23 protein-coding genes are annotated in these 24,382 nt (G+C 60.3%); 15 read left to right on the forward strand and 8 right to left on the reverse strand.

Going from position 1 to position 24,382, the window contains the following annotated elements; all coding sequences use genetic code 11:
* Window positions 1-2 precede the first annotated feature (2 nt).
* Window positions 3-1,337, reverse strand: coding sequence for a YceI family protein (locus RRH01S_RS30325; protein WP_042476826.1), 1,335 nt, complete (start codon window positions 1,335-1,337; stop codon window positions 3-5).
* Between the two features lie 138 nt (window positions 1,338-1,475).
* Window positions 1,476-2,153 carry a YceI family protein gene (locus tag RRH01S_RS30330; RefSeq protein ID WP_042476829.1) on the reverse strand — a complete coding sequence of 226 codons (678 nt, stop codon included), beginning with the start codon at window positions 2,151-2,153 and terminating at the stop codon, window positions 1,476-1,478.
* A 305-nt stretch (window positions 2,154-2,458) separates the two neighbouring features.
* Here RRH01S_RS30330 and RRH01S_RS33280 point away from each other — a divergent pair, with 305 nt between their 5' ends.
* Window positions 2,459-2,998 (forward strand): alpha/beta hydrolase, encoded by a 540-nt coding sequence (locus RRH01S_RS33280; RefSeq protein ID WP_052365373.1) that lies wholly within the window; start codon window positions 2,459-2,461, stop codon window positions 2,996-2,998.
* 2 nt (window positions 2,999-3,000) lie between these two features.
* Window positions 3,001-3,255, forward strand: a complete 255-nt coding sequence (locus RRH01S_RS35295) for an alpha/beta hydrolase family protein (protein ID WP_080705513.1) — start codon at window positions 3,001-3,003, stop codon at window positions 3,253-3,255.
* 307 nt (window positions 3,256-3,562) lie between these two features.
* Here the strand turns inward: RRH01S_RS35295 and RRH01S_RS34255 are convergent, their stop codons facing one another.
* Window positions 3,563-3,802, reverse strand: a complete 240-nt coding sequence (locus RRH01S_RS34255) for a hypothetical protein (RefSeq protein WP_131596099.1) — start codon at window positions 3,800-3,802, stop codon at window positions 3,563-3,565.
* A 362-nt stretch (window positions 3,803-4,164) separates the two neighbouring features.
* Here RRH01S_RS34255 and RRH01S_RS30340 point away from each other — a divergent pair, with 362 nt between their 5' ends.
* The 3 genes from RRH01S_RS30340 (at window position 4,165) to RRH01S_RS30350 (ending at window position 5,651) form a co-directional block, all read left to right on the forward strand.
* Window positions 4,165-4,449, forward strand: coding sequence for a hypothetical protein (locus RRH01S_RS30340; protein ID WP_042476832.1), 285 nt, complete (start codon window positions 4,165-4,167; stop codon window positions 4,447-4,449).
* Window positions 4,450-4,578: 129 nt separating this feature from the next.
* The gene (locus tag RRH01S_RS30345; protein ID WP_012650033.1) at window positions 4,579-4,887 is read left to right on the forward strand and encodes a PepSY domain-containing protein; all 309 of its coding nucleotides are present in this window, start codon (window positions 4,579-4,581) and stop codon (window positions 4,885-4,887) included.
* A gap of 59 nt (window positions 4,888-4,946) precedes the next feature.
* Entirely contained in the window at window positions 4,947-5,651 is a 705-nt protein-coding gene (locus tag RRH01S_RS30350; protein ID WP_042476835.1) for an IS6 family transposase, read from the forward strand.
* Window positions 5,652-5,972: 321 nt separating this feature from the next.
* Here RRH01S_RS30350 and RRH01S_RS30355 read toward each other — a convergent pair whose 3' ends face one another.
* Entirely contained in the window at window positions 5,973-6,701 is a 729-nt protein-coding gene (locus RRH01S_RS30355) for a GntR family transcriptional regulator (protein ID WP_034517149.1), read from the reverse strand.
* 184 nt (window positions 6,702-6,885) lie between these two features.
* Here RRH01S_RS30355 and RRH01S_RS30360 point away from each other — a divergent pair, with 184 nt between their 5' ends.
* The 5 genes from RRH01S_RS30360 (at window position 6,886) to RRH01S_RS30380 (ending at window position 11,776) form a co-directional block, all read left to right on the forward strand.
* Window positions 6,886-7,872, forward strand: coding sequence for an ABC transporter substrate-binding protein (locus RRH01S_RS30360; protein WP_012650028.1), 987 nt, complete (start codon window positions 6,886-6,888; stop codon window positions 7,870-7,872).
* A gap of 76 nt (window positions 7,873-7,948) precedes the next feature.
* Window positions 7,949-8,728: an ABC transporter ATP-binding protein gene (locus RRH01S_RS30365; protein ID WP_007697643.1), complete on the forward strand. Its 780-nt coding sequence runs from the start codon at window positions 7,949-7,951 to the stop codon at window positions 8,726-8,728.
* Window positions 8,729-8,732: 4 nt separating this feature from the next.
* Window positions 8,733-9,656: an ABC transporter permease gene (locus RRH01S_RS30370; RefSeq protein WP_042476840.1), complete on the forward strand. Its 924-nt coding sequence runs from the start codon at window positions 8,733-8,735 to the stop codon at window positions 9,654-9,656.
* Between the two features lie 13 nt (window positions 9,657-9,669).
* A complete protein-coding gene (gene kynU, locus RRH01S_RS30375) occupies window positions 9,670-10,917 on the forward strand; it encodes a kynureninase (RefSeq protein WP_042476843.1) in 1,248 nt (415 codons plus the stop codon).
* A 28-nt stretch (window positions 10,918-10,945) separates the two neighbouring features.
* Complete coding sequence (locus RRH01S_RS30380) at window positions 10,946-11,776, forward strand: hormone-sensitive lipase (protein ID WP_007697635.1); 831 nt, start codon at window positions 10,946-10,948, stop codon at window positions 11,774-11,776.
* 13 nt (window positions 11,777-11,789) lie between these two features.
* On the opposite strand, the gene RRH01S_RS30385 is transcribed toward RRH01S_RS30380, so the two are convergent.
* Window positions 11,790-12,212 carry a VOC family protein gene (locus RRH01S_RS30385; RefSeq protein ID WP_042476978.1) on the reverse strand — a complete coding sequence of 141 codons (423 nt, stop codon included), beginning with the start codon at window positions 12,210-12,212 and terminating at the stop codon, window positions 11,790-11,792.
* A gap of 156 nt (window positions 12,213-12,368) precedes the next feature.
* Here RRH01S_RS30385 and RRH01S_RS30390 point away from each other — a divergent pair, with 156 nt between their 5' ends.
* Window positions 12,369-12,746, forward strand: a complete 378-nt coding sequence (locus RRH01S_RS30390; protein WP_110924685.1) for a hypothetical protein — start codon at window positions 12,369-12,371, stop codon at window positions 12,744-12,746.
* Here the strand turns inward: RRH01S_RS30390 and RRH01S_RS30395 are convergent.
* Window positions 12,735-14,810 (reverse strand): putative bifunctional diguanylate cyclase/phosphodiesterase, encoded by a 2,076-nt coding sequence (locus RRH01S_RS30395; RefSeq protein WP_042476847.1) that lies wholly within the window; start codon window positions 14,808-14,810, stop codon window positions 12,735-12,737. The genes RRH01S_RS30390 and RRH01S_RS30395 overlap by 12 nt on opposite strands.
* 274 nt (window positions 14,811-15,084) lie before the next feature.
* Between RRH01S_RS30395 and RRH01S_RS30400 the strand changes: the two genes are divergently transcribed.
* Window positions 15,085-15,573 carry a pentapeptide repeat-containing protein gene (locus tag RRH01S_RS30400; protein WP_034517165.1) on the forward strand — a complete coding sequence of 163 codons (489 nt, stop codon included), beginning with the start codon at window positions 15,085-15,087 and terminating at the stop codon, window positions 15,571-15,573.
* Between the two features lie 14 nt (window positions 15,574-15,587).
* Here RRH01S_RS30400 and uxuA read toward each other — a convergent pair whose 3' ends face one another.
* A complete protein-coding gene (uxuA, locus tag RRH01S_RS30405) occupies window positions 15,588-16,790 on the reverse strand; it encodes a mannonate dehydratase (RefSeq protein ID WP_042476852.1) in 1,203 nt (400 codons plus the stop codon).
* Between the two features lie 123 nt (window positions 16,791-16,913).
* Here uxuA and RRH01S_RS30410 point away from each other — a divergent pair, with 123 nt between their 5' ends.
* From RRH01S_RS30410 to RRH01S_RS30420, 3 genes are all read left to right on the forward strand, one after another.
* Window positions 16,914-17,627: a FadR/GntR family transcriptional regulator gene (locus RRH01S_RS30410; protein WP_007697601.1), complete on the forward strand. Its 714-nt coding sequence runs from the start codon at window positions 16,914-16,916 to the stop codon at window positions 17,625-17,627.
* A gap of 30 nt (window positions 17,628-17,657) precedes the next feature.
* The gene (locus tag RRH01S_RS30415) at window positions 17,658-20,129 is read left to right on the forward strand and encodes a glycoside hydrolase family 2 protein (RefSeq protein ID WP_042476856.1); all 2,472 of its coding nucleotides are present in this window, start codon (window positions 17,658-17,660) and stop codon (window positions 20,127-20,129) included.
* Between the two features lie 117 nt (window positions 20,130-20,246).
* Window positions 20,247-23,507, forward strand: a complete 3,261-nt coding sequence (locus RRH01S_RS30420; RefSeq protein ID WP_042476860.1) for a GH36-type glycosyl hydrolase domain-containing protein — start codon at window positions 20,247-20,249, stop codon at window positions 23,505-23,507.
* A gap of 44 nt (window positions 23,508-23,551) precedes the next feature.
* Here RRH01S_RS30420 and RRH01S_RS30425 read toward each other — a convergent pair whose 3' ends face one another.
* Window positions 23,552-24,382 carry an aldo/keto reductase gene (locus RRH01S_RS30425; RefSeq protein WP_042476863.1) on the reverse strand — a complete coding sequence of 277 codons (831 nt, stop codon included), beginning with the start codon at window positions 24,380-24,382 and terminating at the stop codon, window positions 23,552-23,554.

Here is a 24,382-nt window from a genome sequence, read left to right on the forward strand (position 1 = left end):
AATTATTCTCTCGTCGCGCTAACCGCGATTTCGACCGCAATGGTCTTGGAGACCCATTCCGCCGCCGGGTCGGAAAACATGCCGAGATCCAGTGCGGCCCGATCGAGTTCGACCTTGCCCTCGACCTCTGCCCTGCCGCCTTGTTGTTTGTAAGTGAAGGGCAGGGTGAGCGGAACGGTCGTCTTCTTGATGGTCAGTGTACCGACGGCTTCATAGCGATCGCCGCCGAGCGATCTGAAGCTTTGGGTTTCGAAGCGTGCCTCCGGGAAACGCGCGGCGTTGAACCATTCGCCGTTTTTCAATGAGCTTTCCTGGGTGGCGTCGCCGGTCTTTGCGGAGATAGTATTGACGATGATAACGGCTTTCGAACCGGCCAGATTGGCGGGATCGAAGCGAATATCGCCGCTCCATTCGTCAAAACGCCCGTTGAAAGGCTTGCCTGCATGGTTGCCGCTGAAGGTAATGCCGGAGGCAGCCTTGTCGATAGTCCAAGCCGTTGCGCTGGCGCCTACTGCCGGGGTGGTGGTCGCCGCGGAGGAAACCGGAGCTGCGGTGGGAACCGTTGCTTCTGCCGCCGCTGGTGGTGGTAGCTCGGTGCGCGGGCCTGGTAGATGCAGCCAACAGCCGACGAGGCCGATCAGCAAGACGAAGGCAATGCCGGCGCTGCGGGGCAGCAGAGCCTTTCCGGCCGGCGCATGGTGTTCCTCATGCCCTTTGCCACGCAGAAAGGGCAGCATTTGAGCGAGGACGCCATCGCGGTCGATGATGTGGTGTTTAAGCGCTGCAGCCATATGCAGGCCGATCAGCAGGGCTCCGCCATAGGCCATATAGGCATGGGCGCCCATGGCGCCGAAGGCGAGCGTACGCATGCTTTCGAGGCCCGGCAGATCGGGAATGGTGAACAGGCCGAACCATGAGGTCGCGACCATCAAAGGGCGGTCCGTGCTGATGGCCCAGCCGGCCGAGATATAGACCCAGCCGGTCAGCGGAATGGCGAGCAGCAGGCCGTAAAAAGCAATATGCGTGGCGCGGGCGAGGACGCGCTCCCATCCTTTCATTCCGGCGGGCAGTGCTGGGATTGGATGGGTGAGGCGCCAGCTAACCCGGAGCAAGGTCAGCGCGAAAATGGCGAAACCTAGAGATTTATGCACCTGAAACAATTGATAGGCGAGTTGCTGTGTGTCGGGCTTGTTGATAGCTCTGACCATCCACCAGCCCATCGGGATCATGGAGATCACCAAAAGTGCCGTTGCCCAATGGAGGACGATGGCGACCGCGCTATAGCGCTTGCTGGTTTTGAGAGCCGGGCGAACCGGCGCGCTGGAATGAATATTCATTGCCACCCTATCAAGACAGGACCCGCCAGCTTTAAGTGTTCGATGACGGGCAAAGAGAGAAAACGATTTGCAAATCGAAACGTCGATCAATGGCTGACTGCGATGAGAAACCGTATCGCAGTCAGCGCGCTTGACGGCTTACTTGGCCGACGTGTCCTGGATGAATTCGCCATCGAAGCGGATCGTGACATCAGGGCCGACAAAGCCGACCGGCTGGCCAAATTCGGTGCGGTTGAAGCTTCCCTCAGCCGCAAAGCCTACGGCCGGCACGCCTGCGAACGGATGACTGTCGATCTCGCCATTGAACGTGGCTTTCAGGGTCACGGGCTTGGTGACGCCAAGGAAGGTCAGATCGCCCGTGACATCGGCGGTCGTCGGGCCGGTGGAGGTGACCTTCGTCGATTTGAAGGTGATCTTCGGATGGGCGTTGCTGTTCAGCATTTTCGGATCGCGGCTGATTTCCTCATCCCAGGTCTGATAGGGTGAGGAAGCGTGCGTGGCCTTGTAGTCGGCCGGATAGCCGGTCACGACCGAGGTTGCATCGATGCTCGCCTCGATGGAGGAGTCCTCAATCTTGGCCGGGTCGAGCTTCAAGGTGGCCTCGAGCTTGTTGAAGCGAACGGTGTAGTTCGAGATCTTGTTATGCTTCACGGACCACAGCAGGGCCGCATGTGTCGGATCCAGCTTGTAGACCCCGGCCGGTGCTTCGGCCTCGGTCGCGGGCGCTGCCGACTGGGCAAAGGAAGAACTCGAGGTTGCAGTCAGCATCCCCAAGGCGATGAGTGTGCCGGAGACGCTGTATCGGTTTATTCTCATATGTATCAAACCCTTTCTCTGTTGGTAGGCGGGACGACTATTGAAAAATATGGCGCTCACTTGGAAATGAATTAATGTTGAGGAAACAGCTCTTGAAATTAGTGATTGCTGGACCAACGAGGGCACCTCGCTGTCTTTCCAAGGCGTTTCCGAATGCCGTAGGGCACCTCCGAGCGATCGCTGACGCCTCGAAACTGGGGCGTGCATGAGCGAATACGAGTGCAGCCAGGGTAGAATTCTGCGTTTCTGTCGCGATGCGTATCGCGATTGCGCAGGTTGGATATTCTCATGGGAGGTTTGTGCCTATGCCAGGCTCGGCTTGTCATCCGAGTGTTTCGGTGACGGCATCGTCGATCAAGCTGCTGAGCAATGAAACCGTCTATGTGCATCCGGGCTCAGTCAGCTTGCTGGGCTGGTTCGTCAAATTCTATCTTTGGGTGAGTGGCGACAAGCCCAAGCTGACCAGGAAATTGCGTTCCCCACCCGGTAAGCCGCGCGACGCAATACCGGCGCGGTTTTTCGGCGAGTTCAAGATCGCGATGAACCAGGTAAACGGCCGCAATGTTCATACGCTGGTACCCAAGGGGACCACATCAGGCCAGGTCGTTTTCTATATTCACGGCGCCTATATCTTGAACATAGCCGGTGCCCATTGGAACCTGATCGGCGATCTAATCAGGCAAACCAACGCGACCTTCGTCGTCCCGGACTATCCCAAGGCACCCGGCGCAACTGTGCCAGTGGGGCTGGCAATGGTCGAGCAAGCTTATAAGGACCTGACCGCGACGGTCCCTGCCGAGAACATCACGATAATGGCGATAGCTCGGGCGGTGGACTTTCCCTAGCGCTGGCGCAAAAACTCCATGCCGAAGGGGCCGGACAGCCTAGGCAGCTCGTGCTGTTATCGCCGTTTTTGGATGGTAGCATGAGCAATTCTGGCTATGCGCCGATCGAGAATAACGACCCCTCGCTGAGCATCGAGATAGGCAAAATGGCGGGCAAATTATGGGCCGGCGATCTCGATGTCAAAGACCCCAGGGTAAGTCCCATCTATGGCTCAAGACACTTTGCGGGCCTTTATCGAATCCAAGGATCATACTAAAAGTGGAAAAGAACCGAATTACGTTCTGGCCTTCCGATAGTTTCATTTGCTGACCAAGCGGCATTGGAGGGCTGGTTGGCGGAGCAACCGACCGATTCCAACGGTGCGTGGATTAGATTTTGTAATAAGGGTTCGAGCGTCGCCAGCGTCAGCAAAGCTGAGGCTATTGAATTCCACCGCGATCTGACCCGTCTTTCCCCTTAACGCTGGCCCGGCCAGGCGGAAACAGGCCTATGAAGTGCTTCACCATTTCGAGCTGATTGTGGCTTGTCGCTAAATGGAAAACTGGATGAACTTCATATGGAATTCAACATCCCGTTAATTGATCCTGCCGCGGTATGCTGTTGCCGCCGCCCGATCCGCCGCCATTTCGATCTTGGACGAATGCCGTATGTGTGAGGTCAACAGCAGCTCCTCCCATGGGAGGAGCTGCTAACGCCAGCGCAAGGCCGACGACATGAATGGCAAAACGGACATCCCCGCGTACTCCCTTTCCCAAACGTCCTTCAACCTTCATCGCGGCCGTTCCCAGCAAATCATCGCGCATTAGAATATCGTCAAAATCTCACCTTTCCACAGCCATAGGACCAATGCCTTGGGTATTCAGACCTTGGTCTGATTCGCCATCATAAGCTGCGCTCCAGACGCTGTTCTCGAAGCGAAAAAATCCCCCCTTCCGACGAGGAGTCGACGGGATTAATGATGATATCATCGCAGCTTATCCGCGTCGTGAGCTCGGTTGGCCGGCGCTCATTTGGCCTGCTATCCTTCGGTTGACTCACAGGCCGGACAGATCGCCACTACGACGATCACGGACCCAATCGTTAAAATGCGGCTGGTTATTTATACCCTTAGGCAAGATAGCCGCTGCTACCGGAATTGCGTTGGATTAACAACGAGAAACCCTAAATGCGACAAACACATGATGTGGTTGGCGGCGCACTCAAAACAATGAATGACCTGGCTGACAATCTTACGACCCTGATCACCGCGAGCTATCCTCCCGCAGTCATCCTTACCACGCTTATGAGCGAGGCTGCTCTGGCTTTTCCGGGCTTGCGGGACGCGGATATAGCGAAACTGATCGACGATCTTCTGCAGACGGCGAAAGGCAAATCTGCAGCTTCGACCGAAGTTATCCCGTTTCCGTTGTCTCGTCGCCGAGAGGCGGCAACCGTCCTTGCGCGCGCATGATCAGGTCAATTCCCCCCAAAGTCAGAGCCGAGGGCCATTCGGAGGACAGATACTGCTCTTGATTATTCGCCCTGAAACGGCGAAGGGGAAAAGTGTCAGTATCGCACCATAATTTTTCCGGACGGCCCCATGCTCAAGAGTTTTGCCATAGCGGCGATCGCAGTAGCGACAATCATGTCAGCAACACCATCCTTCTCACAAAGCATTGAGATCGGCCCCGGTGGCGTACGCATCAATCCGGGCATGGAGCCGCCGCCGCGTGACATGGGTATTAGCGAGCGCCAAGCCATACGCATAGCGCGAGGCAACGGCGTGCAGGATGTGGATGACGTCGTCCGTAGACGCAATGTCTTTGTCGTACGGGGCGTAGACCGCGACGGTGACGACATCAAAGTCGTGATTGATCGGCGCACGGGCGAAGTGCTTTCGGTCGATTAAATGCTCTGGCGATGTCACGGTAATTCCTTGTGAGGAGCGGCTGCGATAGACGCGCGTGCATGAACACTTCGCCAGTCAGCTACAAGCGCCATCGCTTCCCACCCCAGATCATCGCCCACGCGGTCTGGCTCTACTTTCGGTTTCCGCTGAGCCTGCGCCTTGTCGAGGAATTGTTGCTGGAGCGCGGCATTGCCGTCTCCTATGAAACGATCCGCCGCTGGGGAAAGAAGTTCGGCCCGGATTATGCGTGTCGCCTTCACCGCAAGAAGCCCAGCGGGAACGATGTGTGGCATCTGGACGAGATGGTCGTCACTATTGCCGACAGGAAACACTGGCTATGGCGGGCCGTCGATCAGGACGGGTATGTGCTTGACGAAATCGTCCAGAACCGCCGCAACACCACGGCTGCCAGGCGATTGCTGACCCGCCTTCTGAAGAAGCAGGGTATCGCACCGAAGTGGATGATCACTGACAAGTTGCGCTCCTATGGAGCAGCTAGGCGACAAGTCATGCCGCACGTCGAACACCGACCCCACAAGGGTCTGAACAACCGGGCCGAGAATTCTCATGTGCCGCTGCGAAAACGGGAGCGGATGATGCAAGGCTTCCGATCACCGGGAGGCCTTCAGCGCTTCGTCTCTGTCTTCTCCGCTGTCCGTAACCTCTTCCTCCCAACCCGCTCACAACGCTCCGCATTCCAAAACCGCATTCACCGCATCCAGGCGATCGCAGAGTGGCAAGCTGCGGCCGGAGTCATGGCCTGAGATCAATCCCCAAGGCCGAACGTCTAACGTGCATCCGAATTCAAGTTAAGGTGACATCGCCACGCGGAGACCAAAGCCTGAAAGCTCGCTATCCCAAACTTGGTAACGTTCACGATTGGGTTGAGCCGCATCGACGATACGCTTCGTCAGCAGTGCAGCACTTCGTTTGCCCATTTGCCGCCTCCAGGACTTTGAGCGAGATACCACCGGGATACCACCGCAATCGGAAACTGGAGGATAATGATAGCGTCAAATCGGCTGGTGCATCAACATAACTAATTGATATCATAGAATTATGTGCGATGCTTGGATATCGTGGCGCTACCCGGCCTCATCCTCAGACCGGATATAGACCTGCAGCGTATAGCCGATATGTTCGGTCATCAGCACCCTGGCGCGCTCGATATCGCGGTCGAGCGCCGCTTCCATCAGCGTCGTGTGGTGCTCCATCGCCATCGCGTCGCGCAAAGCGGCGACCGCCTTTTCGTAGCCGATCGTCAGGCCGGCCGCGGCGCGCTGCGTCGGCGCCAGGCCGAGGAAGCGGTGATGGCGGCGGAGCTGGTCGGAAATCGTGCTTTGGAAGCGTTGAAGCCAGTTCGATGATGCCGCGCTGATCAGCGCGGCATGAAAGGCCGTGTGCTTGTCGTCCCATTCGTCGGCCATCTCCTCGGAAGCGGCATCGGGGACGATCTTGCAGCGTGACAGGCGGTAGTGAGCGGTAACGACGGCGGATTCCCAGTCCGGGCCACCCTTTTCGATCGATTCCAGCAGCAGCGGCAGCTCGACGACCATGCGCGCCCGCATCAGGTCTTCCAGCTCGGCGCGCGACACCGGGGCGACGGCAAAGCCGCGATTGCTGACGGCGGTAACAAGCTTCTCGGCCTCCAGCCGCGACAGTGCCTCGCGCAAGGGTGTCCAGCCGACGCCATAGGCGTCCCGCAGGGCGCTGAGCTTCAACGATGCACCGGGCCTGAGTTTCGTGTTGAGAATATCCCGCCGCAGCAGCCAATAGGCCGCTCCCGTCTTAGTCAACGAGTCCTTGTCCTGCATGGTGTTCGTCCCGGTCGTCGGAGCCCTGAAATGATATATAAAACGGCTCTGGCATAAAAATATATATCAAAGGTCCTGATGGTGCATATCATATATCAGAAATTGACAGAGACACGGCAGGCGCTATGATCCGCCGCAACAAGGCCGATCACACACGGCTGCCGACAACATCCGGGAGGAAATCATGCGTAAAACCACGTCCAAATGGCTGTCCGGGCTCGTTCTCGCGGGCACCTTCATGGCGAGCGTCGCGACCGCAGCGGCCGAGCCGATCAAGGTTGCCATCGCCAATTTCGGCGAGCATCCGCAGCTCAACGCCTCGATCGCCGGCTTCAAGAAGGCGCTGGCCGACAATGGCTTCGTTGAGGGCAAGGACGTGGTCTACACCGAGAGCAACACCAGCTTCGACGCTTCGCTGGTGCCGCAGATGATCGCCAAGCTGCAGTCCGACCATCCGAAGCTGATGTACACCGTCACCACGCCGGTCTCGCAGATCGCCAAGAAGGCGCTCGCCGGCTCCGGCATCCCGATCGTGTTCTCGGCCGTGACCGATCCGGTCGCCGCCAAGCTCACACCTTCCTGGAACGCGGGCGACGAGGGCATCACCGGCGCATCCGACCTGCAGGATATCGCCGCCATCATGACCTTCACCAAGAAGCTGCTGCCGAACGCCAAGCGCTTCGGCCTGCCCTACAATCCGGGCGAAGCCAATGACGTCGCCCTGCTCGAAAAGGTCAAGGAAGCAGCCCCGGCTGCCGGCTTCGAAGTCGTTCCCGTCGGCGTCGACAGCGTCAACGACATCCAGCAGCGCATCGCATCGCTGGCCGGCAAGGCCGACGTGATCTACACGCCCGCCTCCAACCTGCTGCAGCCGGCGATCACCGCCGTTTCCGCAGCTGCCCGCCAGGCTCAAATCCCGATCGTCAATTCGGATGACGCCGCCGTTCGCAGCGGTATCGTACCGGCAAGCTTCGCGGTCAATTACGAGCAGGTCGGCGAAAATGCCGGCAAGATCGCCGCGCAGATCCTGAAGGGCGCGGATCCGAAGACGATCGCCCCGGTGCGTCCGGCCTATGCGGACCATGCGCCGCTGATCAACAAGACGGTTCTGAAGGCTTTCGGCGCCGAAGTGCCGGCCGAACTTGCCGATTGCAATTGCTTCGTCAACTGACAAGCGGCATCTTCGACAGACAATTCAGCAGATATGGCGGCGTGGCCAACGCCGCCATTTTTTCAAGGAGGCACGGATGCTGGACATCAAATCCGCGCGCAAGGTTTTCTACAAGGGACTGCCGGACGAGAAGGTCGCCCTCGACGGCCTCACCCTGTCGCTCAAGTCAGGCGAATTCGGCGTGGTCATCGGCTCGAACGGTGCCGGCAAGAGCAGCATGCTCAACGCCATTTCCGGCGCGCTCAGCCTCGATTCCGGCCAGATCATCATCAATGGCGACGATGTCACCGGCTCGCCCGTGCATAAGCGTGCCGCACGGCTCGCCCGCGTCTTCCAGGATCCGATGAAGGGCACCGCCGCCAGCATGACGGTTGCCGAAAACATGCTGCTCGCCGAACTGCGCGGCAAGAAGCGCGCCCTGCGCCCCGGTCTCAACGCATCCCGGCTTGCCATATATAGAGAACGGCTGTCTGTTCTCGGCCTCGGCCTGGAAAACCGGCTGGATACGAAGGTGGAGCTGCTCTCCGGCGGCCAGCGGCAATCGCTGTCGCTGATAATGGCCGTCGGCGGTTCGCCCGATGTCCTTTTGCTCGACGAACATACCGCAGCGCTCGATCCGCGCACCGCCGATATCGTCATGCAGGCGACGGTGCGTACAGTCGAGGCGCTGAAGCTGACGACGCTGATGGTGACGCACAACATGCAGCACGCCGTCGATTTCGGCGACAGCATCATCATGCTCGACGCCGGCCGTGTGCATCTCGAGATCACCGGCGAGGGAAAACGCCGGATCACCGTGCCCGAGCTGATCGGTCATTTCGCCGTCAAGACCGACCGCATGCTGCTGGTGAGCTGATATCATGGACTTCATTCAGACAACCGTTTCGAGTTTCATCTCGCTGATCCCGGTCACGCTGGCGCAGAGCTTCATCCTGAGCTTCGTCGTGCTCGGCATCATGATCCCCTTCCGCATGCTGAGCTTTCCGGACCTGACCAGCGAAGGCGCCTTTCCACTTGGCGGCTGCATTTGCGGCATTCTGCTGGCAGCGGGCGTGACGCCGCCGCTCTCGATCGTCGCCGCCTTCGCCGTTGGGCTTGCGGCCGGCTGCTGCACTGCCTTTATCCACCTGCGCTTTCGCATCCATACGCTGCTCGCCGGCATCCTGATGTCGACCATGCTCTACAGCATCAATCTCGGCATCATGGGTAAGTCGAACCTCTCGGTCTTCGGCTCGCCGACCGTGTTCGACTGGGTGCCACTGACGCAGCCGGGCTTTCCGGCGAGCAAGATCATTGTCGCCGGTATCATTGCCCTCATCGTCCTCATCGCCCTCAACCTCTATTTCAAGACGGAGAAGGGCACGGCGATGCGAGCTGTGGGCGCCAATCCTGACATGGCCGAGGCGCAGGGCATCAATGTCTGGGCCGCGACCATTGGCGGCGTCGGTCTTGCCAGCGCCTTTTCCGCCACCAGCGGCGCGCTGATGGTGCAGTCGCAGGGTTTTGCCGACGTCAACATGGGCATCGGCATCCTCATCAACGGCCTGGCCGCGCTGATGATCGGCGAGGCTTTCACCGGCAAGCAGACCGTGTTGCGGCAGTTGCTCGCGCCCTTTGTCGGCTCGATCATCTATTACCAGCTCGTATCGCTCTGCCTTGCCGCCGGTCTGCCGCCGTCGAACCTGAAGCTCGCCACCGGTCTGTTCGTGCTCATCATGCTGGCGCTGCCAAGCATCCGCCGCAGCCGTGGCGGTGCGCCGTCCAGGGAAACCATTCGCGAATAAAGAGGCCAGTAACATGGACAGCCTTCCCGATCTCGCCGCCATCGAGGCCATGGACGAGGCCGATCCGCTGCGCTTCTTCCGCAGCCGCTTTGCCCTGCCCCACGGCGTCATCTATCTCGATGGCAATTCGCTTGGTGCCGCCTCGCATGACGTCTTCACGGAACTAAAACAGGCGATGATGGAGGAATGGGGTAATGGCCTCATTCGCAGTTGGAACAGCGCCGGCTGGTTCCAGCTGCCGCTCGAACTTGGCGACCGCATCGGCCGGCTGATCGGGGCCGCACCCGACCAGACCGTCGTCGCCGACTCCACGTCGATCAATATCTACAAGGCCCTGCATGCGGCCTTGGCGATGCGCCCCAGCCGTAACGTCATCGTTGCAGAGGGCGACAGTTTTCCGACTGATCTCTATATGGCCGAAGGTGTCACTTCCACGCGGCCGGGCACCAAACTTCGCCTCGAAGGTCGGGATGCCGACGATATCGAGAACCTGATTGACGATCAGACCGCCGTCGTCCTCGTCAATCACGTCAACTACAAGACAGGTGCGTTGCGCGACATGGCGGCGCTGACGCGAAGGATCCACGAGGCCGGTGCGCTGGTTATCTGGGATCTCTGCCACAGCGCCGGCGCATTGCCCGTCGATCTTGACGGCGCCAATGCCGATTTCGCGGTCGGCTGCACCTATAAATATCTGAACGGTGGCCCGGGCGCGCCGGCCTTCATTTATGCCGCGCACCGCCATCATACCTCGATCGTCCAGCCGCTCAGCGGCTGGTGGAGTCACGCCCGGCCCTTCGCCTTCGAGCAGGGCTTTGCCGAAGGCGACGGCATCAAGCGCTTCCTCTGCGGCACGCCGCCGGTCTTGTCGCTAAGAGCATTAAAGGGCGCGCTCGGCATCTGGGACGAGGTCGATCTAAACATGCTGCGCCAGAAGAGCATCGCGCTCAGCGATCTCTTCATTCGCCTGGTCGAGGCGAAATGCGGCCAATATGGCGTCGTGCTGGACACCACGCGCGATAGCGAAAAGCGCGGCAGCCAGGTCTCCTTCATCCATGACAACGGCTATGAAGTCATGCAGGCGCTGATCGAGCGCGGCGTCATTGGCGATTTCCGTGCGCCGTCGACCCTGCGCTTCGGCTTCACGCCGCTTTATGTCAGCTACCGCGATGTCTGGCAGGCGGCCGGCGTGTTGGAGGATATTCTGAGCAGCGGATCATGGCAGGAAGCACGCTTTGCCGTGCGCTCCGCCGTGACCTGAGCACTGGCAAGAACCTGGAGATCGGGCAATGAGCTATTTCAGGATCAGCGATTGGGACGTTGCCTATACCAACGGCGCCTATGTCGTTGATGGAGACCGCTGGCCGGCGGCCTGGGTGGGACCGGCACAGGCCTTTCGCGACAGCCTGATTGCGGACGGACGAGCCAGGCTCGACCTTGCCTATGGACCCGGCACGCGCAATCGCTTCGATCTCTTCCTACCTTCCGAGAAACCGAAGGGATTGGTCGTCTTCGTCCATGGCGGCTACTGGCTGGAACTGGACAAGAGCTATTCGTCGCATCTCGCGGCAGGCCCCATCGCCCACGGCTACGCCGTCGCCATGCCCTCCTACACGCTTTGCCCGGAGATACGCATCACCGCCATCGCAAAGGAAATCGCCACGGCGATCGGCGCTGCGGCCGAGATGATCGATGGTCCGTTGATCCTCACAGGGCATTCGGCCGGCGGCCAGCTCGCCACCCGCATGGTCACCGCCACCTCGCCGCTTGCCGCACCGATCCAGATCCGCATCCGCCATGTACTGTCCATATCGGGCCTGCACGATCTACGCCCAATCATGAGGCGAGCCATGAACCAGCAACTGCGCATCGACGAGGCGGAAGCCATGGCCGAGAGCCCGGCGCTGCTGGAGCCGATGGACAACCTCCGCCTCACCTGCTGGGTCGGCGGCGCAGAGCGCTCCGAATTCGTCCGTCAGAGCACCCTGCTTGCCAATATTTGGACCGGTCTCGGCGCGGCGGCGGCAACCATCGTCGAGCCGGACCGGAATCATTTCACCATATTGGACGGGCTTGCCGATCCAGCGCATCCGCTAACGCGGGCCTTGCTCTCCGACTGATCGGAAGGAGAGACTATGCCTTCACAGGCGCGTTGATCGCCCAGGTGACACCGAAGGGATCGCGAAGCTGGCCCCAGCGATCGCCCCAGAACATCACCTGCGGCTCCATGATCACCTCTGCTCCAGCCTCGACGGCACGCGCCCACCAGGGATGGAGGTCGTCGACAAGCAGTTGCAGCGAGAAAGCCTGTGGCTTTTCCACTCCAAAGCCATGTTCAGGATAAAAATCTCCCAGCATCAGCGAGCTGCCGTTGACATAGAGATGGATATGCATCGTCCGGCCCTGCTCATCGGCCGGATACATGAAGGCACGCTCGGCGCCGAAGGCGCGTTCATAGAATTCGGCGGCCTTCACGGCGCCATCCACCATCACATAGGTCACCAGGCCGCCCTTGGCCGGGATATTGGGCTGGGATGGTTGTTCTGCATCGGTCATGATCGTCTCCTCGGAACAGGTTTGAACATTGCGCCCGTCGACGGGCTGCCCCAAGGACGATGACCGATCACGTTTCCCGACAGGCGACGCCAAATATTTTCCATTTGATCATTTCATGGCAGAACACTTCGCATCCGAATGAAAGGCGAGAAGCATATGGACCGACCGCGAACAGTGCTGCTCTCCCTATGCCTGCTAGCCACGACGGCCCAGAATTGTCCGGCATCCGAAGCCGTCTATCGGGGCATAGAGGATGACAGGACGAACGGCGTGAAGCACGGCCTGTTCGAAATCAGGGAAGAGGCGAGACAATTCATCGCCACGGAAAATCTGTCTCGTGGCACCCATTGGGAGGTGCTTGACCCAAACCTGAAGATTCAGGTGCCGCGATGTGCCGTTCCCTTGACGACCAAGTGGGTTCCCAAGACCTATGGCCTGTCCGCACCGAATGTCGCGGTGAGCTGCGGCAGGACGGTCCACGACAGTTGGGAGAAACACTGGAACGTCTTCGTTCCCGTCACCTCAAAGCGATGAAACCCGCTTCATGGGGCGCTTTTCGCCAAAAATCAGCGCCTCCGCATCCTGTCGCGGCATAGGCCGGCCGAGCAGGAAACCTTGCACTTCGCTGTAGCCCTCGGCCCGCAATTTCCCCAGCTGTTCTTCCGTCTCGATGCCCTCGGCCAACGTCATGGCATTGAATCCGGAGGCGATGCCGACGACGGCGCGGACGATCGCGAGATTGCCGGGATCGGTCTCGATGCCGGCAACGAAGCTGCGATCGAGCTTGATCTTGTCAAAGGCGAAGGAACGCAGATAACTGAGCGAGGAATAGCCGGTGCCGAAATCGTCGATGGCGATGCGGATGCCGAGCTCCTTCAAGGCGCGCAGCAAATGCAGGCTCTGCTCAACCTCGGAGAGCAGGACAGATTCGGTGATTTCGATCTCTAGCCGTTCGGGACGCAGTCCTGTCTCGTCCAGCACCGAGACGACGGTGGCGAGCAGGCCTGCATGCCGGAACTGATAGACGGACAGATTGACGGCAATCTTCAGGTGGCTCGGCCATCGTGCAGCAATGCGGCATGCCTCCCGCAGCACCCATTCGCCGATCGGCACGATCATGCCGGTCTCTTCGGCGACGGGGATGAACTCCATCGGTGCGATCAGCCCACGCTCCGGGTGCCGCCAGCGGATCAGCGCCTCGAAGCCGGACAGGCCGTCATTGTCCAACCGGATGATCGGCTGATAATAAAGCTCGAATTCGCCGTTCTGCAGCGCTTCGCGAAGCTCGACGGTGAGTTGATGACGCCGCTCGGCCTCAAGCCGCATCTCGGTCTGGTAAAAACGATAGGTCGACCGGCCGCTGCCCTTGGCCGCATAAAGCGCCAGGTCCGCGTCACGCATCAGGACATCGGCATCGTCCGCATGGTCCGGCGCCATCGCAATGCCGATGCTGCAGGTGACATGTTCGCGAACGCCGTCGAGATCGAAGGGGGCCGCAAGCGACAGCAGCAGCAGATCGGCAAAGCGCTGTGTCCGATCGGCATCGGTCATCCTCAGCACCAGCGCGAATTCATCGCCGCCAAGACGGGCGACAAGATCACTTTTCTCGGCAAGCCGCAGAAGCCGCTGCGCGACCTGGCGCAGAAGCGTGTCGCCGGCGGCATGCCCTTTGCTGTCGTTGATGTGCTTGAAATGATCGATGTCGATGTAAAGCAGCGCGATCGGTGTTTCCGGAGTGGCGGAGGCCACCTGCCGGACGATGCTTTCGGAGAAGAAGGCGCGGTTCGGAAGACCGGTGAGGGAATCATGCATGGCGAGATGCGCAAGCTTTGCCTCGACGCCGCGTTCCTCCGTGACATCCTGGGAAATGCCGAGAAGGTAGCGCGGCGCTTCGCCCTTCGGCGCCGGCAGCGCCCGCTTCGCTGTCCTCAGGATGCGCGTGACGCCATCCATACCCCGGACTGTTTCTTCGAAACTGACGGTCGATGGCGTTTCGAAGGTGCGTTCATCCTGCTGACGGAATGCCGCGATCTGCTCCGCGTGGAAAACCGCCTGGTCGTTCTTGCCGACAACATCTTTTGCCGGACGCCCGATGGCGGCCGCGCAGGCCTCGTTGAACAGGATATAGCGACCGTCCTCCGCCATGTCCTTGACGAAAACGCCGACCGGCAGATTGTCGACGATGCTGTCGAGCAGCGAGCGGGTATCGGTGACTTGGCGCCGTGCGGCATTGACCTCCGTGCGATCCTGGACGATCGCCAGGATCGCCGCCTTGCCGTCAAAACGGATTTCGCGGCCGTAGGTCAGCACCTCGAATGTCTCGCCGTCAGCTTTCAGATGCGTCCAGCGCTCTGCCTTCTCCACATCCGTCCGGCGCCGAATGGCATCAAGCATACGCTCGCGCTCTTTCTGCGGGCGGATGTCGAGAACCGTCATGCCGATATAATCCTCATGGCGATAGCCATAGAGATCGCGGGCGGCATCGTTGACGATCAGGAATTTCAGCGTCTCGGGATCGTAGACCCACATCGGCGAGGGATGCGTCTCGAATAGCGACCGAAAGTCATCGTTCGGAGTGTCGGGCCAAACGGAATTCATGTGCGGATCGACCTAGCCAATTTGCGTTGAAATGATACGGAACGCGATAGTCATAATTAAAAAAGTTAAACAAAATCAAAATGCTATACTAGCTTAAACTTTAAGCAAAAGCTTACCAAATACGCAACCATGCGCTTTGTTTGTCAGCGACTTCCCGAAGAGGCGTAATATCGCCTTGAATGACCGGGGTGGTATTGATTTTCGCCGCCGATGAACAGGCTCAAATATGCTGAGCCTTGCCAAGTCCTGATAACAACGTCATTTTCCGCCAATCATGAAGATTGTCTCCCAAAAGGATCTCGAAGCAAATCTTGCGGCTCAGGCGCGGGAAGACGGTATCGACCTGAGCAATGCCGACCTCTCGGACATTGCGTGGCACGGCCTCGATCTGAGCGGGAAGACCATCGCTATGTCGGTTCTGCGGGGCGCGCATTTTTCCGGAGCGGAAGCACTGCATGGCTGCACCTGGATCGGCAACAGGATCGAAAACTGTAGGTTCGAGTCGGTATCGACCTCAAAGGCCGATATACTGGATTGCGAATTCAAAGCATGCACGGTGCACGCGATGCGGTTTTTCAGGGTCGACCTGTCCCGAACGACTTTCTCTTCCTGCAGCTTTGTCGATGTCGATTTTTCGGAAGCCGTCGCGATCCGGTTGCGGTTCGAAAATTGCAGTTTCGTCGACACCCGATTGACCAAGGATGTACTGTTCACCGGTGCTGGCAACTTCGAATTCTCGGCGGAAGGCAAATTGGAAATATAAGCTCCGTCCGATTTCTAAAACCGCCGCCAATGTCGCGAGAACTCATCCGTCTTGCCGATGGCATGAATGACGCCGTGCAGTTCCGCCAACCCCTTCAGACGCCCGATCAGTGAGTAGCCGGGATTGGTCGGCTTATCGACATCGTCAGCGATCAGATGGCCATGATCGGGGCGCATCGGGATCAGATGATCCGCACGGCCCTCGGCCCGACGCCGGGCCTCTTCCGCTAGTAGCGTGCGCAGAATGGCGTACATGTCGCTGCGGCCCTCGAGATGGGACGCTTCGACAAAGGAACCGTCCGGCTCGATCGCCACGTCGCGAAGATGGGCGAAATTGATGCGCGGCGCAAACTCGCGGGCAATGGCGAGCACGTCGTTGTCGGCACGCGAACCCAGAGAGCCGACGCAAAGCGTCAGGCCATTCGCCGGATCATCAACGCTGGTGACGATGCGGCGCAGATCCTCAGCCGTCGAGACCACGCGCGGCAGGCCGAACAGAGAAATCGGCGGGTCGTCGGGATGGATGGCAAGCCTTGCGCCAACCTCCGCCGCAACCGGCACCACTTCGCGCAGAAAATTGTCAAGGTTCGCCCGAAGATCGTCGGCCGTCACGCCGTCGAAGGCGGCAATCTCAGCACGAATGGCCTCCCGGCCATAGCTGTCCTCGCCACCGGGAAGACCGGCGATGATATTGCTTTCAAGCCGCTGAACCGCTTCCTCGGAAAGCCCCTTCAGCCGCTGCTCCGCGCGCTGCACAAGCTCCGGCGCGTAGCTCGTCTCGGCGCCTTTTCGGCGGAGAATAAAGACGTCGTAAGCGACGAATTCCACCATGTCGAAGCGAAGCGCCAGCGCCGTCGTCGGCATCTCGAAACGCAGATCCGTGCGTGTCCAGTCGACCACCGGCATGAAATTGTAGCAGATCGTCCTGATGTCGGAGCGGGCGAGATTGACCAGCGTATCCTTCCAGACGCCGATCGCCTTCGCAGCGCCAGCGCCACCAAGCTTGATGGCGCTCGGGATCGGGATCGATTCACAGACGCTCCAGCGCATGCCGGCCGCTGCCACGAGGGCCTTGCGCGCCTCGATCTCCTCCGGCGCCCATGTGCGCGAGTAGGAGATTTCGTGCAGCGCGGTCACGACGCCCGTCGCCCCGCCCTGGCGGGCGTGAATGAGTGGAACGAGATCCCTAGGCCCGAACCAACGCCAGCAACTCTCCATGTGATATCTCCTGATTTGTTGGTCAACATAATGCCAGATCCGAGATTGTCCATTCCATTGCCGCCCTTATCCCGCTTGACATCTCTTATTGACCAACAATATCCTCTTCGAGACGGAGGATGCATGGCGACGGAAATCGCAGAGATCGGGGACAAGGGATCGGCGGTAGACCAGGTGGTCGATGCGATCCGGCGGCTGATGCGTGAGCGCAATCTCGGCCTCGGCGACGCCCTGCCCTCGGAAATCGAGCTGGCGGCAATGTTCAACAGCAGCCGCAATACCGTGCGCGAAGCGATCCGCATGCTGAAGGCATACGGCATCGTCGAAAGCAGGCAGAAGGTCGGGGCCGTCATCACGGATCGGCGTCAGCAAGCGCTGATGGAGCAGTTCTCCTTCGCACTCGATATTTCCGCCGAAAGCTTCCTCGATATCCAGGGTTTTCGCCGACTGATCGAGGTCAATCTCTCCGATCTCCTGTTTGAACATATCGATGATGCCGGCATTGTGCGGCTGGAGGCGATCAACGATGCCATGAAGCTGGCGCCGGACCTTTCGGATGCCGCCGAATGCGACTTCAAGTTCCACGCCACGCTGGTGAGCCTTGCCGGCAATCAGACGGTGTCACAAGTCTATGGCATTCTGCAGCCATTGTTGCAGCGGCTGATGGAGGCGGGCAAGCGCTCCCGCGCCGCTATCGACAGCGCCTATGACGACCATCGCGACATCATAGCCGCACTGAAGCAGCGCGACCGCATTGCCTACGCCTATCACATGAACCGTCATCTTCACGCCGGATTGCAGTTCATCCAACCATCCAAAGAGCCACGGCAGATCTGACACAATCCATCTTATGACGGACCGACAAGCATGAAGACACTGGCACTCGACACCGGCTGGACGCTTTCCCGCCTTCGCGCACCCTCCACCGCCCCCTCCCTGCCCGCGACGATCCCGGCCACCGTGCCGGGCAATGTGCATGTCGACCTGCTATCTGCCCGGCTGATCACCGACCCCTATCTCGATGTCAACGAGATCTCCCAGGACTGGATCGGCCGCTCGGCCTGGCGATATCGCCTGGCCTTCGACTGGGATAGCGATGACGCAGATCGGGTTGATCTCTCCTGCCTCGGCCTCGATACGGCCGCCCGCCTGGAGCTGAACGGCGCACTGCTCGGTGAAACGAGCAACATGCACCGCAGCTACCGGTTCGATATTCGCGAGAAGCTCAAGGATGGCCGCAACGAGCTGATCATCGATTTCGAGTCCGCCTATGCCCATGGCGAAGCGGTGCGCGCAGCACTCGGCACCGCCGCCGACATCCCGGCCAACTATCCCGGCCCGAGCCACCTCATCCGCAAGATGGCCTGCAATTTCGGCTGGGACTGGGGTCCGACCGTCGTCACCGCGGGCATATGGAAGCCGGTTGCGATCGAGAGCTGGACGAAGGCGCGTTTGGGCACCATTCGTCCGGAAATTATCCTGCAGGGCTGCGACGGCGTCGCCCGCCTGCGCGTCGAGATCGAATGGGTCGCCGAGGGCATGGATAGCGCCGCACTCGTGATGTCGGTCGGCGGCAAGCGATCCGAGGTCCGCATCGCGCAGGGCGAAATGCATACGCTGGTGGAATGCCGGGTCGATAATCCGCAAGTCTGGTGGCCGCATGGACTCGGCGATCAGCCCCTCTACGATCTCGACCTCCAGCTTCTGGGGTCAGACGGCGCGGTGCTCGACCGCTGGCAACGGCGGGTCGGTTTCCGCTCCGTGCGGCTCGACACGACGCCCGATGAGATCGGCTCCGCCTTCACCCTCATCGTCAACGACGTCCCTGTCTTTGCCCGTGGCGCCAACTGGATTCCGGACGATTGCTTCCTGCCGCGTGTGACGCGGGAGCGCTATCGCGAGAGAATTGCCCAGGCCCGCGACGCCAATATGAATATCCTGCGCGTCTGGGGCGGCGGTATCTACGAGACCGATGCCTTCTACGAGGAATGCGACGCCGCCGGCATCATGGTCTGGCAGGATTTCCTCTTTGCCTGCGCCGCCTATCCCGAAGAGGAGCCGGTCTATAGCGAGATCGAGGCGGAAGCGCGCGAGGCGATTACCCGGCTGATGCCCTACGCTTCGCTGGTGCTCTGGAACGGCAACAACGAGAACATCTGGGGCTATTTCGATTGGGGCTGGCAGGATGTGCTCGCCAATCGTCCCTGGGGTGCCGGCTATTATCTCGACCTCTTGCCGAAACTTGTCGCCGAGATCGACCCGACGCGGCCCTATTGGCCGGGCAGCCCCTATTCCGGCTCGATGGATATCGCGCCGAATGCCGATGAGCATGGCTGCAAGCACATCTGGGATGTCTGGAACGAGGTCGGCTACGAGACCTACCGCGACTATATTCCGCGTTTCTGCTCCGAATTCGGCTGGCAGGCGCCGCCGACCTACGGGACGCTTGCCTCATCCGTGCGGGAGAAAGATCGGGCGCCCGCCTCGCCCGGTGTTCTGCATCACCAGAAGGCCACGACCGGCAACGACAAGCTGCTCAAGGGATTGGAAGGCTGGTTCCCCGCGCCGGAAAACTTCGACGACTGGCTCTTCGTCACCCAGCTCAATCAGGCGCGCGCCATCAGCTTCGGCGTCGACCACATGCGCTCGCATCGCCCCACCTGCATGGGCGCGATCGTCTGGCAGCTCAACGATTGCTGGCCAGTGACCTCCTGGGCGGCAATCGATGGCGGCGGCCGGAAGAAACCGCTCTGGTATGCGCTACGCAACAGCTACGCCCCGCATCTCCTCACCATCCAGCCACGCGGCGACGGCCTTGCCGCCATCGCCGTCAATGATGCCACCCTGTTCTGGCGCGTGCCCTTCACCGTCGAGCGTTTCGATTTCAACGGCACGCTTCTCGCCCATCATTCCGTCTGGCGCATCCTCTGCGACCGCTTCGAAAATGCCGAGATATCGATACCCAGGGACGTGGCGACACCCGGCGATCCGCAGCGCGAATTCCTGCGCGCCCGGCTGGGCGATTCAGAGGCCTGGTGGTTCTTCGAAAAGGACATGAAGCTGCAATATCCGCAGCCGCGCTTCGAAATAGAGGCCGCGCAAACCGCCGACGGTATAGCCGTCACGGTTACGGCGCAAACCTTCCTGCGCGATCTCTGCCTGTTTACCGACCGGATCGACCCGAATGCTGAGGTTGACGATATGCTGGTCAACCTGGTGCCGGGCGAGAGCAAGACGTTCCTCATCCAGGGCCTCTCGAAAGAGGCATGGGATGATGCCGATCTTTCCTCTGTGGTGCGAACGGCCAATCAGGTTGCGAGCACGATTCACCATCGTTGAGACGGAAACATTGTCACGAAAGATTGCGATCTCAGAGGGCAAATTGCCGCCTATGATCGCGCCGCACCTTGTGATCTAGTGCGCTCACCCGACCCATGAATCAGCGAGACACCGACTATGCCTTCGGAATCCCAGCGCAGCTTTCAGACGCCTCGGCGCGAAGAACTCGGTCTTTCCACGCTTACCAATAGCGCCGGCCTGTCCGCATCGGCTTTGCCGAACGGCACGCTGTTTGCCATCGATTTTGCCGACCAGCAGGGCGGCGTCATGGTCAACCAGGTGCTCGGATCGCCTGTCTATGGCGGCATCGGACGGCTTTATCTGCGCATCGGCGGCTCAAAGCCTGAAGTCGTCGAAATCGTCGGCCCGAAGGCGGTGGTCAGCTTCGGCCATGACGAGACGAGTTTTGGGTGGAGCGGCGAGACGGCAGGTGTCCGGCATACGGTGCGGCTACAGCTCCATCCCGGCGACACCGCCTGGTTCTGGCGGGTTTCGCTTGAGAATACGACGAACAAGCCAATTTCGGCCGATCTCGTGCTGATCCAGGATGTCGGCATCGGCGACCGTGGTTTCCTGATGAACAGCGAGGCCTATGCCTCGCAATATATCGATCATCACATCGCCACTCATCCCGCCTTCGGGCCGGTCGTGATGAACCGGCAAAATCTGAAGCAAGGCGGCGGGCGCAATCCGTGGCTGGCGCAGGGCTGCCTGGATGGCGCAGCCGCCTATGCCACGGATGCGATCCAGCTGATGGTGCCGGCTCCAAGCGGCGATGCCCCCATGGTGCCGGGTTTCGGCGAAAACCTGGCGAGCACGCGCCGGCAACACGAGGTCGCCTGCCCGGCGATCCAGTCGAAGCCGCTGACACTGGCACCAAAGGCGACTGCTACCACGACCTTCTTCGGTCTGCTCGTCGCCGATCACCCCTTGGCCTCCAGCGATGCCGATCTCGTCCGTCTCGATGCCTTGCCGCAGGCCCTCGGTCAGCTGACGGCGACGGATATTGCCTCGGAGACACCGGTTCGCAGCCTGGTGCAGGACGCGCCGCTGTTCGTGACCGAGCCGTTGGACGCCGCGACCATCGACCGGCTTTATCCCGAGCGCATGCTGGAAGAACGCATCGACGGCCAGCTCTCTTCCTTCTTCGTGCCGGAGGGATCGCTGAACCGTCATGTCGTGCTGCGCGAGAAGGAGCGCCTCGTGGCGCGCCGCCATGGCGCCATCGTCCGCAGCGGCCACAACATGCTGCTCGATGACCAGACTTTGGGCGCAACCTGCTGGATGCAGGGCATCTTCGCGGCGCAGCTCACCATCGGCAACACCTCCTTTCACAAGCTGTTCTCGATCTCCCGCGATCCCTACAATCTGACGCGGGCAAGCGGGTTGCGCATCCTCGTGGATCTCGGCGAAGGCTGGCGCCTGCTCGGCGTGCCCGCCGCTTTCGACATGGGTCTCAGCGATGTCAGATGGATCTACAAGCTTGCCGGCTGCACCATCACCGTGACGGCGGCAGCCTCGGGCGATGATCCCGCCATGCAGTGGAACGTCACGGTCGAGGGCAAGGCCTGCCGCTTCCTGGTGTTCGGCCATATCGTTCTCGGCGAGCGCGACTATGAAGCCGTCGCCAACATCGAAATCGATGCTGCGGCCAAGCAGATATCCTTCCGTCCTCAATCCTCCTGGCTTTGGGATCGCTATCCGCAGGCCGCCTATCATCTCGTTACCGCAACGCCGGATGCTTTCGAAGCAATCGGCGGCGACGAGCTTCTCTATGGCGACGGCATCTCACGCAACGGTCCCTTCATCGCGCTGAAATCACGCTCGACGCAAGGCTTCAGCTTTGCCGTCACCGGATCGATGACCGACACAGCCGCGGGTGAAGCCCTTGCCGCACGTTACAAGGCAGGCGTCAGCGCTGAGGACATGCTTGCGCCGGCACAAGGCTTCTGGAGCCATGTGACACGCGGCTTGCGCATCAAGGGCAGCGGACCGAATATTGTCGAGCAGGCGGTTATGCTGCCCTGGCTGGCGCATGACGCCATCATCCATCTGAGCGTGCCGCACGGCCTAGAACAATATACCGGGGCGGCCTGGGGAACGCGCGACGTCTGCCAGGGGCCGGTTGAATTCCTGCTCGCCTATGAACACGACGCCGAGGTGAAGCAGGTCCTGAGCACCGTCTTTTCCGAACAATACCGGGACCGGGGCGACTGGCCACAATGGTTCATGCTGGAACCCTATGCCAATATCCGCGCCGGCGAGAGCCATGGCGATATCGTCGTCTGGCCGCTGAAGGCGCTCTGCGACTATATCGAGGCGACGGGCGATATCACTTTCCTCGCCGAAACCGTTCCCTGGCGAGCCGATGACACCATGCAGCGGACGGAAGAGACCGCAACGATCTCCGACCATGTCGAAAAGCTGCTCGACACCGTGCGCAGCCGCTTCGTGCCCGGCACCAACCTGATCCGCTATGGCGAAGGTGACTGGAACGACAGCCTGCAGCCGGCCGATCCGCATTTGCGCGACTGGATGGTCAGCAGCTGGACCGTTTCGCTGCTCTACGAACAGCTCGTGCGCTATGCCGCAATCCTGACATTCGCAAGCCGGGACGAAGAGGCGCAGAGCCTCAAAGAGACTGCCGCCGCCATGCGCAGCGATTTCAATCGCCTGCTGATGCGCGACGGTATCGTCGCCGGCTATGGTGTCTTCGATCCGAGCCATGACGGCGTCGAGCTGCTGCTGCATCCGGCCGACACCCGCACCGGCCTGCATTTTTCGCTGATCGCGATGACGCAGCCGATGCTGGGCGGCCTGTTTACACCCGAGCAGCGGCACGACCACATGAAGCTGATCAGCGAGAACCTGCTCTTCCCGGATGGCGTCCGGCTGATGGAAAAGCCGGCGACCTATGCCGGGGGGCCGGAGACGCTGTTCCGCCGCGCCGAGTCCTCGTCCTTCTTCGGGCGCGAGATCGGCCTCATGTATGTGCACGCGCATCTGCGTTACTGCGAGGCGCTGGCTCTGGATAACGATGCCGAAGGCGTCTGGAGCGCGCTGGCGCTCGCCAATCCGATCTCGGTCAGCGGTCGGCTAGACCACGCGTCGCTGCGACAGCGCAACACCTATTTCAGCAGCAGCGATGCCGCCTTCGATGACCGCTATCATGCTTCGTCCGACTGGGATCGCGTCAAGGCCGGCGATATCGCCGTCGATGGCGGCTGGCGCATCTATTCGAGCGGCCCCGGCCTCTACACGAAGAGCCTGATCAACAACGTCCTCGGTTTCAAGCGGCACTTCGGCCAGCGTGTCCACAAGCCGCTGTTGCCAGCATCGGTTACCGTTTCCAAGGTCGAGCTGGATTTCAAGGCGTAATCAAAAAGGGGCCGCGTGTGGCGGCCCCTCTCCAGATTTTGCAATCAAGCAGCTGCGTCCCAGACCGGCGCGAGGCCATCGGGGCTGACGATCCGCCCCTTGGGCTCGGCAAGCGCATGGATCGCTGCCATTTCTTCCGCCGTCAGCTCGAAATCGAAGATTGCTGCATTTTCTTGGGCACGAGTCTCGGAGACCGTCTTCGACAGCACGACCAGCCCCTGCTGCACGATCCAGCGCAGGACGATCTGCGCGACGGATTTACCGTGCCGGCCTGCGATCGCCTTCAGAACCGGATCGTTCAGCACCCTGCCATCCGCCATGGCGTAATAGGCGGTGACGGACATGCCGAGACTCTTGGCCGTTTCGATCACCTGTGACTGGTCAAGATAGGGGTGATACTCGACTTGATTGGTGATAAGTGGCAGTTCGCTGAGCTTTGCCGCCTCCGTCATCAGCGCGCGGTTGAAGTTCGAGACGCCAATGTGGCGAACCTTGCCGGCCTTGGTAACGTCGTTCAAGGCACCGATCTGCTCGGCAACCGGCACGGCGTCGTTCGGCCAATGGAGGAGGAGGAGATCGACATAGTCGGTCTTCAGCTTCTTCAGACTTTCATCGACCGAAGCGACGAAGGCCGCATGCTTATAATGTTCGACCCAGACCTTGGTCGTCAGGAAGAGATCGGCGCGGGCAAGGCCGGAGCGCAGGATGCCCTCCCCGACCTCGGCCTCGTTGCCGTAGATCTGGGCGGTATCGATATGTCGGTAGCCGTTGTTCAGCACATACGACACCATGCGTTCGGTATCGGGGCCGGGCACGCGGAAGGTGCCGAAGCCGAGAGCTGGGATCGATGCGCCATTGGCGTTGACGAGATGCAT

It is taken from the genome of Rhizobium rhizogenes NBRC 13257, assembly GCF_000696095.1.
GTDB classification, from domain to species: Bacteria; Pseudomonadota; Alphaproteobacteria; order Rhizobiales; family Rhizobiaceae; genus Rhizobium; species Rhizobium rhizogenes.